The organism is Pantoea sp. X-Soil-TKNS-1211, assembly GCF_059730495.1.
Genome location: NZ_AP035953.1, coordinates 3,132,024 through 3,144,176, shown reverse-complemented (window position 1 = coordinate 3,144,176; position 12,153 = coordinate 3,132,024). Strand labels below are relative to the sequence as shown.

Sequence of the window (12,153 nt, the reverse complement as noted above, 5' to 3'; positions counted from 1 at the left end):
TCCACAGAGATGCCGGAATCTCTCTTCTTATATTGTGAGCTATGCAAATGTGGAAATGGTTACACCAGTGGGCAAAGCCTGAAAAGCTGTATCGGCTTTGTGGCCGCTTAATTCCCTGGTTTGCGGTACTGGGGGTTGTCACCTTGTTGCTGGGTTGGGTGTGGGGCTTTGGTTTTGCGCCTGCGGATTATCAGCAGGGTGACAGTTTCCGCATTATGTACATCCATGTACCTGCGGCGATGTGGTCAATGGGCGTCTATGCCTCAATGGCGATTGCAGCATTTATCGGCCTGGTGTGGCAGATGAAGATGGCTGATCTGGTCTCGGCAGCGATGGCACCGGTTGGGGCAGTGTTCACCTTTATCGCGCTGGTTACCGGCTCTGCCTGGGGCAAACCGATGTGGGGGACCTGGTGGATTTGGGATGCCCGTCTGACCTCTGAACTGGTGTTGCTGTTCCTTTATATGGGTGTCATTGCCCTGTATCACGCCTTTGACGACCGCCGCACTGCCGGTCGCGCCGCTGGAATTTTGATTCTGGTCGGCGTAGTTAACCTGCCGATTATTCACTTCTCGGTGCAGTGGTGGAACACCTTGCATCAGGGATCGTCCGGCATTCTGCAACAGGCTATTGCGCCGAGCATGCGTACTCCGCTGCGCTGGGCGATCCTTGGCTATCTGCTGGTGTTTATCACGCTGACGCTGATGCGACTGCGCAATATGATTTTGTTTACTGAACGTCATCGTCCATGGGCGATTGAGGTCGCACAGGGAGGCCGCAAATCATGACGCCAGCTTTCTCTTCCTTGCAGGATTTCTTTGCCATGGGCGGTTATGCCTTTTATGTCTGGCTTGCTGTGGTTTTCACGCTGATTCCGCTGATCGGACTGGTGCTGCACACCGTGTTGTTCCGCCGCCGCCTGCTGGCGGAAATTCGCCAGCGTCAATCCAGGGAGCGTCGCATCCGCGCGGCGAAATCGAAAAAAGCCGCCAGTGAAGCGGCAGGAGAATCTGTGTGAATATTCGTCGTCGTAACCGCCTTTACGTGGTGGTGGCGGTGTTGGTGGGCTTAGGCCTTGCCACTACGCTTGTGATGTATGCGCTGCGTTCCAACATTGATCTGTTCTACACCCCGAGTGAAATCCTGTACGGCAAGGGTGAAGATCATCAGAAACCTGAACCGGGCCAGCGTCTTCGCGTCGGTGGCATGGTGATGCCGGGTAGCGTTAAGCGCGATCCGCAAACCCTCGCCGTCTCGTTCAAACTTTACGACGCCAATGGCGTGGTGAGCGTTAGCTACGAAGGTATCCTGCCGGACCTGTTCCGAGAAGGGCAGGGCGTCGTCGCGCAGGGCGTGCTGGAAGACGGCAACCTGGTAAATGCCAAAGAAGTGCTGGCGAAGCACGATGAAAAATACACGCCGCCGGAAATTCAGGACGCAATGAAGAAAAATCACACAGGACCTGCGGCAACATATCAGCAGGCAGGTGCCCAATCATGATGCCAGAAATTGGCAGCTTTCTGCTCTGCCTGGCGCTGGGACTGGCGCTGCTGTTAAGTATTTATCCGCTATGGGGCGCGGTACGTCAGGATGCGCGTTTGATGGCGTTGGCGCGTCCGCTCACCTGGGGAATGTTTGCCTGCATTGCCGGGGCGTTCCTGGTGTTGGTGCACGCGTTTATCGTTAACGATTTTACCGTGGCATATGTTGCAACCAACTCCAACACCCTGCTGCCGGTTTACTATCGCATCGCTGCCACCTGGGGCGCGCACGAAGGTTCGCTGCTGTTGTGGGTGCTGCTGCTCAGTAGCTGGACGCTTGCGGTGGCGATTTTCAGCCGCGGCATGCCGCAGGATGCGCTGGCGCGTGTGTTGTCAGTGATGGGGATGATTAACCTCGGCTTCCTGCTGTTTATCACCCTGACCTCCAACCCGTTTACCCGCACCTTACCCAACTTCCCGATCGACGGCAGTGACCTCAACCCAATGTTGCAGGATATCGGCCTGATCTTCCATCCGCCGCTGCTGTATATGGGGTATGTCGGCTTCTCAGTGGCGTTTGCGTTTGCCATCGCCTCATTGATGGCAGGGCGTCTCGATACCGCCTGGGCGCGCTGGTCACGTCCGTGGACCACCGCAGCCTGGGTGTTTCTGACCATTGGCATCGTGCTGGGTTCAGCCTGGGCGTACTATGAACTGGGCTGGGGCGGCTGGTGGTTCTGGGATCCGGTTGAAAATGCTTCCTTTATGCCGTGGCTGGCGGGTACGGCGTTGATGCACTCGCTGGCGGTGACGGAAAAACGCGGCAGTTTTAAATCCTGGACGGTGTTGCTGGCAATTACCGCTTTCTCGCTGAGTTTACTCGGGACTTTCCTTGTGCGTTCCGGTGTGCTGGTGTCGGTTCACTCGTTTGCCTCCGATCCGGCGCGTGGCATGTTTATCCTGGCCTTCCTGGTGATTGTGATTGGTAGCTCGTTGCTGCTGTACGCGATTAAAGGCGGCCAGGTACGTAGCCGGGTGCAAAACGAAGCCTGGTCACGCGAATCGTTCCTGCTTGGCAACAACGTGTTGTTAATTGCCGCCATGCTGGTGGTACTGCTGGGCACGTTGCTGCCGCTGGTGCATAAGCAACTGGGCCTGGGCAGCATTTCGGTTGGCGAACCCTTCTTTAATACCATGTTCACCTGGTTGATGGCACCCTTCGCGCTGATGCTCGGCATCGGCCCGCTGGTGCGCTGGCGTCGTGATGAGCCGCAGAAACTGTGGAAACGCCTCGGCATCGCCTTACTGGTCACGCTAGTCCTCTCCATCGCCTTGCCGTGGTTGTTGCAGGATCGCATCGAAGCGATGACGGTGATTGGCTTGCTGATGTCGATCTGGGTGATCCTGCTGACGTTGATGGAGCTGCACGAACGCGCCACCCATCGCCATACCTTCTTTAAAGGGCTGCGACATTTGACGCGCAGCCACTGGGGCATGGTGCTCGGCCATCTCGGCGTAGCGGTCACGGTGATTGGTATCGCCTTCAGTACCCAATACAGCGTCGAGCGTGATGTGCGGATGAAATCGGGTGATAACGTTGATATCCATAACTATCACTTTATTTTCCGTGACGTACATAACCTGCAAGGGCCGAACTACAGTGGTGGCGTAGCGATTATCGACGTGACCCGCGACGGTAAACCGGAAGCGGTGCTGCACGCGGAAAAACGTTTCTACACTGCCGCACGTACCATGATGACCGAAGCGGCGATCAGCGGCGGCTTTACTCGCGATCTCTACGCTGCGCTGGGGGAAGAGTTGGATGACGGCTCCTGGGCGGTGCGGATTTACTACAAACCTTTCGTGCGCTGGATTTGGTTCGGCGGTGTGTTTATGGCGGTGGGTGGCCTGCTGTGTCTGCTCGATCCGCGTTATCGTTCGCGCAAAAAAGCGCAACGGGAGGAGCTGGCATGAACAAGAAAATCCTTTTTATCCCGCTGGTGCTCTTTTTGCTGCTGGCGGCGGCGCTGCTGTGGCAGCTGACGCGCAACGCCAACGGTGATGATCCGACACTGCTGGAGTCGGCATTGATCGGTAAGCCGGTGCCGGTATTCAAACTGGAAGCGCTCGATAAACCGGGCAAAATTTACGACCAGCAGGTGCTGACCGATGGCAAACCGATCCTGCTGAATGTCTGGGCCACCTGGTGCCCGACCTGCCGCGCTGAGCATGAATATCTCAACACGCTGGCGGAAAAAGGCATTCGCGTGGTGGGTCTTAACTATAAAGATGATCGCACCAAAGCGGTGACCTGGCTGAACACGCTGGGAAATCCCTACGCGCTGAGCCTGTATGACGGTGATGGCATGCTCGGCCTTGATCTCGGTGTTTACGGTGCGCCGGAAACCTTCCTGATTGATGGTAAAGGCATTATTCGTTATCGCCATGCCGGTGATATGAACGAACGTGTCTGGCAGCAGGAAGTAAAACCGCTGTGGGATAAATACAGCAAGGGGGCAGGGGCGTGAAACGGCTGCTTCTTTTGCTCGCAGGCGTGCTGCTGAGCACCAGCCTGTGGGCGGCGATTGATACTTACCAGTTCGATTCGGTACAACAGGAGGAGCAGTACCGCGATCTGACCGGTTCGCTGCGTTGTCCGAAGTGCCAGAACAACAGCATCGCCGACTCTAACGCGATGATTGCTGCGGATATGCGCCTCAAAGTGTATGAACTGATGAAGCAGGGCCAGAGCCGTCAGCAAATCATTGATTATATGGTCGCGCGTTATGGCAATTTCGTGACTTATGAACCACCGGTCACTCCATCAACGCTGATCCTCTGGGTCGGTCCGGCACTGTTTGTGGTGCTGGGCGGCCTGATCATTATCCTGCGCAGTCGCCAGCGTAAAACGCGTAGCGAACTGGATGACAACGAACAACAGCGCCTTGCGGCGATTCTGAAGCGTGACGGGAAGCCGTAATGAGTGGATTCTGGATTACCCTGATAATTTTACTGGCGGCGGCCACGGCGCTGTTTCTCAGCGCGGGTTGGCGTCAACGCGTCGCCAGCAATGGCGATCGCGATCGCCTGAACACCGACTTTTATCAACAGCGCCTGCGCGAGCTGGAGCGTGATGAAGACGAGGGCGTGGTGGCAGAGCGCCCGGAGATGGTGCGCGAGTTGCAACAAACCTTGCTGACCGATGTACCGCAGCAGGACCAGGCGCGCAGCCACCAAAGCAGCCGTTGGATTCTGCTGCCTGGTGCGGGTTTGCTGGTGGTGGTTTCGCTGGGTATGTATCTGAAAACCGGTGGACTGGCACAACTGGCGGGCTGGACCTCGGTACAGCAAGAATATCCGGCGTTACGTGCGCGCGTGATGGATCCGCAGGCTAAACCGTTGACGATGGAAGAACTGGCGCGTCTGCAACTTGGGCTACGGACCTCGCTGCAATCCGATCCGCAAAACCTCAATGACTGGACCATGTTGGGCCGACTTGGCATGGTGCTGAATAACGCCACCGATGCCAGTCAGGCATTCGAACGTGCGTTGCAACTGGCTCCGAATAATCTGGAACTGCAACAGGATTACGCAGAAGTGCTGACGCGCTCCAGCGATCCACAGGATAATCGTCAGGCCAGCATGTTGCTGCGTGACCTGCTGAAGCGCGATCACAGCAATGTCCGTACCCTGAGTTTGCTGGCGTTCAACGCTTTTGAGCAACAGCAATATGATGAGGCGATTGGTGCCTGGCAGACGATGCTGAAATTGTTACCGGCGGGGGATCATCGTATTGCGATGATCGAGCGCAGCATTGAACAAGCAAAAACGGATGCGGGACAGCAAAATAGCCACCTGGCATTGGCGGTAAGTTTAACGCCGCAGGCAGAAAAAATGTTACCGCAAGGCGGAGTGTTGTATATTTCTGTGACTGACGGTGTATCACCGGTGCCTGTGGCAGTGAAGCGTTTACCGCTCAGCCACTTCCCGTTATCGCTCACGCTGGATGACAGCAACGCTATGATGCCAGACCGTTTATTGTCGGCGCAGCATCAGGTGCAGGTCCGGGTGCGTATCTCGCGCGATGGTAGCGCCAATCCGCAGTCTGGAGACTGGTTTGGTTTAAGCGCAGTGACGCCCTGGGACGGTCATCAGCAACTGGCTGTAGAGATTAATCAGCAGCAGCCCTGAGGCGATACACCATAAAATTCGCACGCACAGGGAGAGAACAATGAATTACCGCCTGACCGGTCTGGCGCTGGCCAGTGTATTGCTGGTGGGATGTGCCAGCTCCAAACCGGCTGACAACGATCAACCTGCGCAGCGCAGCGATCCGTTTGAAGGCTTTAACCGCACGATGTTTAACTTTAACTTCAACGTGCTGGATCCATATGTGGTGCGTCCGGTGGCGGTGGCCTGGCGCGATTATGTGCCGGTGCCTGCGCGTACTGGGATCAGCAATGTTCTCAGTAACCTTGATGAACCGGCGAGTATGGTCAACGCCTTCCTGACCGGCGAGCCGCGTCGTGCGATGATCCATTTCACGCGTTTCTTCCTGAACTCGACGTTAGGATTGGGTGGTTTTATCGACGTAGCGGGCAAAGCTAACCCTGAGCTGGCGCGTGAAGAGCCGCACCGTTTTGGTAGTACGCTCGGGCGTTATGGCGTCGGTTATGGACCTTATGTGGAACTGCCTGCTTACGGTAGTTTTACCCTGCGTCAGGATGGCGGGGACTATGTTGACACCCTCTATCCGGTGCTGGGTTGGCTGACCTGGCCGATGTCGATCGGTAAATGGACACTGGAAGGGGTGGAAACCCGTGCGCAGTTGCTGGATAGCGATGCTATTCTGCGTCAGCAACAGGATCCATATGCGTTTATCCGCAACGCCTATTTCCAGCGTAATGATTTCCTTGCCCGTGGCGGTAAGTTGAAGCCAGAAGAAAACCCGAACGCCAAAGCGATTCAGGGCGATCTCAACGAGATTGACGCGGAATAAATGAAAAGAAGGCGGCTGATTCAGCCGCTTTTTTTGCTGCTACGAACCGGATGCGCATCTCTGCACATCCTTATTCATCAGAACTTATAGTTAAAGCCTGCCGCATACAGCATCGCTTTCCCTTCCGATCTGAAGGTGTAGTTACCTTCTTTAATCGTCACATTCTGGCCGTGCATGTAAGACACACCGATATCCACCGACGCATCCTTATTGAACGCATAGGACGCACCGGCGCTCAACCACAGGCGGTCCTGGTCTGGGATCGAGATAGAGCGTTTGTCTGCCGGTACCGGACTGTCATCAAAGGCGATACCGCCACGGAAGGTCCAGTTATCGTCGTAGAAATAGGTGGTGCCCAGCGCGATACGATACGCGTCGTGGAAACCTTCATCTTTATAGAACAGGGTCTGGCCATTGTTGGTGGCTTTCAGCTCCTGGAACTGGCTCCAACTGGTATAGGTCATGCTGTAGTGCACGGCCCATTGCGGCGCCACTTTATGCCAGCCAGACAATTCCCACATCTCAGGCAGATTCAGCGTCAGTGAACCCGGGATCGTTGACCCACCGGTGGCATAAGGCAGACCTAAACCCATCGCCTGGTTAATGGCGTTAACTGAGGTCGGCAGGTTACTTTTATAATCGCCATCAAAGTCGATTTTCACTTCAGAACGATAGGTAAAGCCGAAGCGATTGTTTTTATCCACTTCATACAGGATACCGGCGTTCCAGCCATAGCCCCATTCGTCGCCTTTCAAATGGGCGATTTGGGTATCAGCTGGAAGACTCAGCGCAGCACCCGATTCGCCGGCGTAACGTTCAATTTTCGCTTTGGCATACACTGCATCAAAACCGATACCAAAACTGAAATGTTCATTCAGACGATAAGCGGTGCTGACGTTAAAATTACCGGTGGTTAAATCGGTGGTACCGCCGTAAGCGCCTGCGGTGTAACCGTTATTAAATTCTGTCGCCAGACCGTAGTTAGAAGTGACGGAAGCCCCGACCCACCACTGATCGTTAATGGGATGAACATAATGGATATTGGGGATCCACTGATTTGGCGCGATGTTTTTGGCATCAAGGCTGCGGCCCGATGGGCTGGTACCACTAATATTCACATCCGGGTCGATATACACTGCACCAATGGAGAACTCGGGGCGATCCATTAACGCCATCGTTGCCGGGTTGCGGCTGGCGGAGGCAGCGGTATCACCCATTGCGCCTTCACCTGAATAGGCACGGCCTAATCCGATTGCTGAAAATTCATTAAGTTGAAAGCCAGCAGCGTAAACATGAGAAGAGACGAGCGCGACTGCAGCTGCCACAGCTGACTTTGCAAACAGGTTCTTATGGTTCATGACCACAACCTCATCAATTATTATTAAACGTTGTTACATCGCGTAACAAGGGACGGCGGATTGTAGGGACTGACGACAGAGACACATATCAGACCAGTGCGACGAGTATAGGTCTGACCTGTGTCTTTGTTGCAATAATGTTTTTAAAATATTTCCAATTTGATCGATAAAATCAGATCTGCTTAACAAAATCCTTGCCGTTACGTTCCAGCATAGCGAGTCAAATTTGTTTTGGATCAATTTTTAGTGTGATATTCGTCACTTAGCAGGTTGAGCGTGGCGATGATGGGGCTTCAGGCGTACACTTTGTGGCAGAAAAATTCCTTTTTTGTCTGTTTTATCGTCAGGAGAAAGCCATGACTGATGCCATTAAAAAATGCAGTGCTACCGAGACCGCAGCCTGCTGCTGTGTTGATGTTGGCACCGTTGTCGACAACACCGATTGTACGGCCAACTGGTCTGGATTATTCGCCGATCGCCATGCGGCGGAAGCGATGCTGAAGCACCTGAGTGAACGGGCACGCCAGGTTGAGTCCGAGCCATGCGATATCCGTTCACGGCTGGAGAATGAAGCAGCAGGCGTGCGCCTGAATATCGACTTTATCTTCGCCTGTCAGGCGGAATCCCTGATCTTCCAGCTCGGCCTGCGTTAATCCTCCCACTGCCGGACAGCGTTCCGGCAGTGTTTGTTAATTTCGTGTTTCTCCTCGCACTTTTTCCTTCTGCATATTGGCGACTTACGCGCTCCTGGTTAACACTGATGATCAGGTCAGACCTCTTTGGGCAATGACGCCCCGGTCGATAAGCACAGGTGACAGGCAATGAGCAAAGCGCAGCCGCTGCTGACGCGTCAGGGCGAACGCATCGCCATAACCCACGGACTCCGTACCCCATTTGCCCGTCAGGCGAGTGATTTTCATGGTATCCCGGCGCTGGAGTTGGGACGGATGGCGGTGAGCGAATTAATGGCACGCAGCGAATTGCCGGTGGAGGTCATCGACCAACTGGTGTTCGGCCAGGTGGTGCAGATGCCGGAGGCACCCAACATCGCCCGTGAAATTGTGCTCAGCAGCGGATTAAGCGTCCACACCGATGCTTACAGTGTCAGCCGCGCCTGCGCGACCAGTTTCCAGGCGGTGGCGAATGTGGCCGAAAGCCTGATGGCAGGCACCATTGATGCCGGTATCGCCGGGGGAGCTGATTCCTCCTCAGTACTGCCGATTGGTGTCAGTAAAACCCTGGCGCACGCGCTGGTGGATCTTAACAAGGCACGCCGCTTCAGCCAGAAACTGCAAATTCTCCGTCGTCTGCGTCCGCGTGACCTGCTGCCGGTGCCGCCTGCGGTGGCCGAGTATTCTACCGGGCTGCGCATGGGGGACACTGCTGAGCAGATGGCAAAAACGCACGGCATCACCCGCGAGCAGCAGGATGCACTGGCCCTGCGTTCGCATCAGCGTGCGGCGCGCGCCTGGCAATCCGGTGTGCTGGCACAGGAAGTGATGCCTGCTTTTGTGCCGCCGTGGAAAGCCCCGATTGAACAGGATAACAACGTCCGTTTTAACGCCAGTGCGGCTGATTATGCCCGGCTACGCCCGGCGTTTGATCGCCGCCACGGCACGGTAACCGCCGCCAACAGCACGCCACTTACCGACGGTGCCGCAGCCGTGATTCTGATGCGTGAAGGACGTGCGCGTGAGTTGGGCATCACACCGCTCGGTTATCTGCGCAGCTACGCGTTTAGCGCCATTGATGTCTGGCAGGATATGTTGCTGGGACCGGCTTATGCTTCGCCGCTGGCGCTGGAGCGTGCCGGTATCAGCTTAAACGACCTGACCTTGATTGATATGCATGAAGCCTTTGCTGCGCAAACCCTGGCAAACCTGAAAATGTTTAATGATGAACGCTTTGCGCGTGAGGTGTTAAATCGCCCGCACGCGCTCGGTGAGGTCAATGAAGAATGCTTTAATGTGCTGGGGGGATCGATTGCCTACGGTCATCCCTTTGCTGCAACCGGTGCACGCATGATCACCCAGACATTACAGGAATTACGGCGACGTGGCGGCGGGTTGGGGCTGGTGACCGCCTGCGCAGCGGGTGGCTTAGGCACCGCGATGGTACTGGAGGCTGAATAATGAGCGATTCCGCATTTCACCTGCACATGCGCCTCGACCATATCGGTGTGATCACCATTGATGTGCCGGGCGAGAAGATGAACACCCTGAAAGCTGAATTTGTTCCGCAGATTCAGGCGGTGTTGGCTGAAGCCCGACGCGATCCTGAGCTGGCTGGCTTGGTGCTGATTTCCGGTAAGCGTGACAACTTTATTGCGGGGGCGGATATCAGCATGATCGATCGCTGCCGGACCGCTGAAGAAGCTGAAGCGCTGGCACGCCAGGGGCAGGAAGTTATGGCGGCCATTGCGGCGCTGCCGTTTCCGGTGGTGGCGGCGATTCACGGAGCCTGCCTTGGTGGTGGACTGGAGCTGGCGCTGGCATGCGATGCACGTATCTGCTCGCTGGATGACAAAACGCGTCTTGGTCTGCCGGAGGTGCAGCTGGGGTTACTGCCCGGTTCCGGTGGGACGCAGCGGTTGCCCCGACTGATTGGCGTACAGCAGGCGCTGCCGCTAATCCTGACCGGGAAACAACTACGGGCAAAACAGGCGTTAAAACTGGGTATTGTTGATGATGCTGTCCCTCAATCCATCCTGCTGGAAACCGCTATTGCGCGGGTGTTAAAGGGGAAAAAGACCCTGCGCACGCTGCCATGTCGCGATCGGCTCTGGCAAGGGCCGCTGGCCCGGCAGTTGTTATTCGCGCTGGCAAAACGCCAGACCGATAGCAAAACCCAGGGCAACTATCCTGCCACGACGCGGATTTTGCAGGTGGTGAGGATTGGCCTGGAGCAGGGTAGCAGCGCTGGTCACGAAGCCGAAGCGCGTGCTTTTGGCGAGCTGGCGATGACCCGCGAGTCGGCCGCGCTGCGTAGCGTATTTTTTGCCTCCACCGCGATAAAAAAAGAAGCTTTTGCCGATGCAGCACCGAGAGAGCTACAGCATATCGGCGTACTCGGCGGTGGGCTGATGGGCGGTGGTATCGCCAGCGTGACGGCGCTGAGTGCCGGATTACCGGTGCGCATCCGTGACATTAACCTCAGTGGCATCAATCATGCGTTGCAGTACAGTTGGGATCGGCTGACGCAGCGTCTGAAGCGCCGCCAGATCAATGCGGCGCAGCGCCAGCAACAGATGGCGTTGATCAGCGGCAGCCAGGATTACCAGGGCTTTGCCCGCCGCGATCTGGTGATTGAGGCGGTATTTGAAGATCTGGCGCTGAAGCAGCAGATGGTGGCGGAAATTGAAAGCCATTGCCAGCCACACACCATCTTTGCCTCCAACACCTCGTCGCTGCCGATTGGCGAGATTGCTGCCAATGCGCAACGCCCGGAGAACGTGATCGGCCTGCATTTCTTCAGCCCGGTAGACAAAATGCCGTTGGTCGAGGTGATTCCCCATGCCACAACCTCCGCAGAAACGCTGGCGGCCACGGTGCAACTGGCGCGACAGCAGGGTAAAACCGCCGTGGTGGTGGCAGATAAACCAGGCTTTTACGTCAACCGTATCCTCGCGCCCTATATAAATGAAGCGATGCGCTGTCTGCTGGAAGGCGAGCCGATTGAACATATTGATCGGGCGCTGGTGAAGTTTGGCTTTCCGGTAGGCCCGTTGCAGTTGCTGGATGAGGTAGGGATCGATGTTGGCAGCAAAATCAGCCCGATCCTGCAACAGGCGTATGGTGATCGTTTCAGCGCGCCGGAGGCGGTGGCGGCGATTCTGGCAGACGATCGCAAGGGACGTAAAAACGGCAAAGGCTTCTATTTATATCAACGCGCACGTTTCCCAATGAAGCGCAAAGCCGATGCGTCGCTTTATAGCCTGCTGGGCATCGAACCTCAAGCCACGCAAACCGCAGAGCAGATTGCCACGCGTTGCATAATGATGATGCTGAACGAAGCGGCTCGCTGTCTCGATGAAGCGGTGATTCGCAGCGCGCGTGATGGTGACATTGCCGCCGTATTTGGCATCGGTTTTCCACCGTTCCTCGGCGGGCCGTTCCGCTATATGGATCAGCTCGGGGCTGCTGAAATGGTCAATACATTAAATGCCTTAATGCAGCGACACGGCGATCGTTTTGCACCTTGTGACGCACTGATGACAGCGCTACAAGAGCAAACGAAATTTTACACTTCCGCACAAATCTGAATAGGCTTACAGATTCAGCGGGTTAGAAAGAGAGTTCGGATAACCCTTATGCGG

General features: G+C 55.8%; 12 protein-coding genes. 11 read left to right on the top strand and 1 reads right to left on the bottom strand.

The window, feature by feature from the left end:
* Positions 1 to 47: 47 nt before the first annotated feature.
* From AC6I8W_RS14835 to mlaA, 8 genes are read left to right on the top strand one after another with little or no spacing between them, the layout of a single operon-like run.
* A complete protein-coding gene (locus tag AC6I8W_RS14835; protein ID WP_497838199.1) occupies positions 48 to 788 on the top strand; it encodes a heme ABC transporter permease in 741 nt (246 codons plus the stop codon).
* Complete coding sequence (gene ccmD, locus AC6I8W_RS14830) at positions 785 to 1,018, top strand: heme exporter protein CcmD (RefSeq protein WP_480364726.1); 234 nt, start codon at positions 785 to 787, stop codon at positions 1,016 to 1,018. Before AC6I8W_RS14835 ends, ccmD begins: the two co-directional genes overlap by 4 nt.
* Positions 1,015 to 1,500: a cytochrome c maturation protein CcmE gene (ccmE, locus tag AC6I8W_RS14825; RefSeq protein ID WP_480364725.1), complete on the top strand. Its 486-nt coding sequence runs from the start codon at positions 1,015 to 1,017 to the stop codon at positions 1,498 to 1,500. Before ccmD ends, ccmE begins: the two co-directional genes overlap by 4 nt.
* A complete protein-coding gene (locus AC6I8W_RS14820; protein ID WP_497835629.1) occupies positions 1,497 to 3,455 on the top strand; it encodes a heme lyase CcmF/NrfE family subunit in 1,959 nt (652 codons plus the stop codon). Before ccmE ends, AC6I8W_RS14820 begins: the two co-directional genes overlap by 4 nt.
* Positions 3,452 to 4,009: a DsbE family thiol:disulfide interchange protein gene (locus AC6I8W_RS14815; RefSeq protein ID WP_013509947.1), complete on the top strand. Its 558-nt coding sequence runs from the start codon at positions 3,452 to 3,454 to the stop codon at positions 4,007 to 4,009. The genes AC6I8W_RS14820 and AC6I8W_RS14815 overlap by 4 nt, the downstream gene beginning before the upstream one ends.
* On the top strand, positions 4,006 to 4,461 hold the full coding sequence (locus AC6I8W_RS14810; RefSeq protein WP_036626831.1) for a cytochrome c-type biogenesis protein: 456 nt from the start codon (positions 4,006 to 4,008) through the stop codon (positions 4,459 to 4,461). The genes AC6I8W_RS14815 and AC6I8W_RS14810 overlap by 4 nt, the downstream gene beginning before the upstream one ends.
* Positions 4,461 to 5,672 carry a c-type cytochrome biogenesis protein CcmI gene (gene ccmI, locus AC6I8W_RS14805; RefSeq protein WP_497835628.1) on the top strand — a complete coding sequence of 404 codons (1,212 nt, stop codon included), beginning with the start codon at positions 4,461 to 4,463 and terminating at the stop codon, positions 5,670 to 5,672. The genes AC6I8W_RS14810 and ccmI overlap by 1 nt, the downstream gene beginning before the upstream one ends.
* Before the next feature lie 40 nt (positions 5,673 to 5,712).
* Positions 5,713 to 6,480 (top strand): phospholipid-binding lipoprotein MlaA, encoded by a 768-nt coding sequence (mlaA, locus tag AC6I8W_RS14800; RefSeq protein ID WP_497835627.1) that lies wholly within the window; start codon positions 5,713 to 5,715, stop codon positions 6,478 to 6,480.
* 77 nt (positions 6,481 to 6,557) lie between these two features.
* Here mlaA and fadL read toward each other — a convergent pair whose 3' ends face one another.
* Positions 6,558 to 7,838, bottom strand: coding sequence for a long-chain fatty acid transporter FadL (fadL, locus tag AC6I8W_RS14795; RefSeq protein WP_497835626.1), 1,281 nt, complete (start codon positions 7,836 to 7,838; stop codon positions 6,558 to 6,560).
* A gap of 356 nt (positions 7,839 to 8,194) precedes the next feature.
* Here fadL and AC6I8W_RS14790 point away from each other — a divergent pair, with 356 nt between their 5' ends.
* The 3 genes from AC6I8W_RS14790 to fadJ all read left to right on the top strand — a co-directional run bounded on the left by AC6I8W_RS14790 (position 8,195) and on the right by fadJ (position 12,099).
* On the top strand, positions 8,195 to 8,491 hold the full coding sequence (locus tag AC6I8W_RS14790; protein WP_497835625.1) for a YfcZ/YiiS family protein: 297 nt from the start codon (positions 8,195 to 8,197) through the stop codon (positions 8,489 to 8,491).
* A 168-nt stretch (positions 8,492 to 8,659) separates the two neighbouring features.
* The gene (fadI, locus tag AC6I8W_RS14785) at positions 8,660 to 9,970 is read left to right on the top strand and encodes an acetyl-CoA C-acyltransferase FadI (protein ID WP_497835624.1); all 1,311 of its coding nucleotides are present in this window, start codon (positions 8,660 to 8,662) and stop codon (positions 9,968 to 9,970) included.
* Positions 9,970 to 12,099 carry a fatty acid oxidation complex subunit alpha FadJ gene (fadJ, locus tag AC6I8W_RS14780; protein ID WP_497835623.1) on the top strand — a complete coding sequence of 710 codons (2,130 nt, stop codon included), beginning with the start codon at positions 9,970 to 9,972 and terminating at the stop codon, positions 12,097 to 12,099. The genes fadI and fadJ overlap by 1 nt, the downstream gene beginning before the upstream one ends.
* Positions 12,100 to 12,153 lie beyond the last annotated feature (54 nt).

Excerpts from the sequence above, each read along its gene's own strand:
- AC6I8W_RS14835 (WP_497838199.1), top strand. The coding sequence starts at position 48 with ATGTGGAAATGGTTACACCAGTGGGCAAAGCCTGAAAAGCTGTATCGG.
- ccmD (WP_480364726.1), top strand. The coding sequence starts at position 785 with ATGACGCCAGCTTTCTCTTCCTTGCAGGATTTCTTTGCCATGGGCGGT.
- AC6I8W_RS14820 (WP_497835629.1), top strand. The coding sequence starts at position 1,497 with ATGATGCCAGAAATTGGCAGCTTTCTGCTCTGCCTGGCGCTGGGACTG.
- AC6I8W_RS14815 (WP_013509947.1), top strand. The coding sequence starts at position 3,452 with ATGAACAAGAAAATCCTTTTTATCCCGCTGGTGCTCTTTTTGCTGCTG.
- ccmI (WP_497835628.1), top strand. The coding sequence starts at position 4,461 with ATGAGTGGATTCTGGATTACCCTGATAATTTTACTGGCGGCGGCCACG.
- mlaA (WP_497835627.1), top strand. The coding sequence starts at position 5,713 with ATGAATTACCGCCTGACCGGTCTGGCGCTGGCCAGTGTATTGCTGGTG.
- fadL (WP_497835626.1), bottom strand. The coding sequence starts at position 7,838 with ATGAACCATAAGAACCTGTTTGCAAAGTCAGCTGTGGCAGCTGCAGTC.
- AC6I8W_RS14790 (WP_497835625.1), top strand. The coding sequence starts at position 8,195 with ATGACTGATGCCATTAAAAAATGCAGTGCTACCGAGACCGCAGCCTGC.
- fadI (WP_497835624.1), top strand. The coding sequence starts at position 8,660 with ATGAGCAAAGCGCAGCCGCTGCTGACGCGTCAGGGCGAACGCATCGCC.
- fadJ (WP_497835623.1), top strand. The coding sequence starts at position 9,970 with ATGAGCGATTCCGCATTTCACCTGCACATGCGCCTCGACCATATCGGT.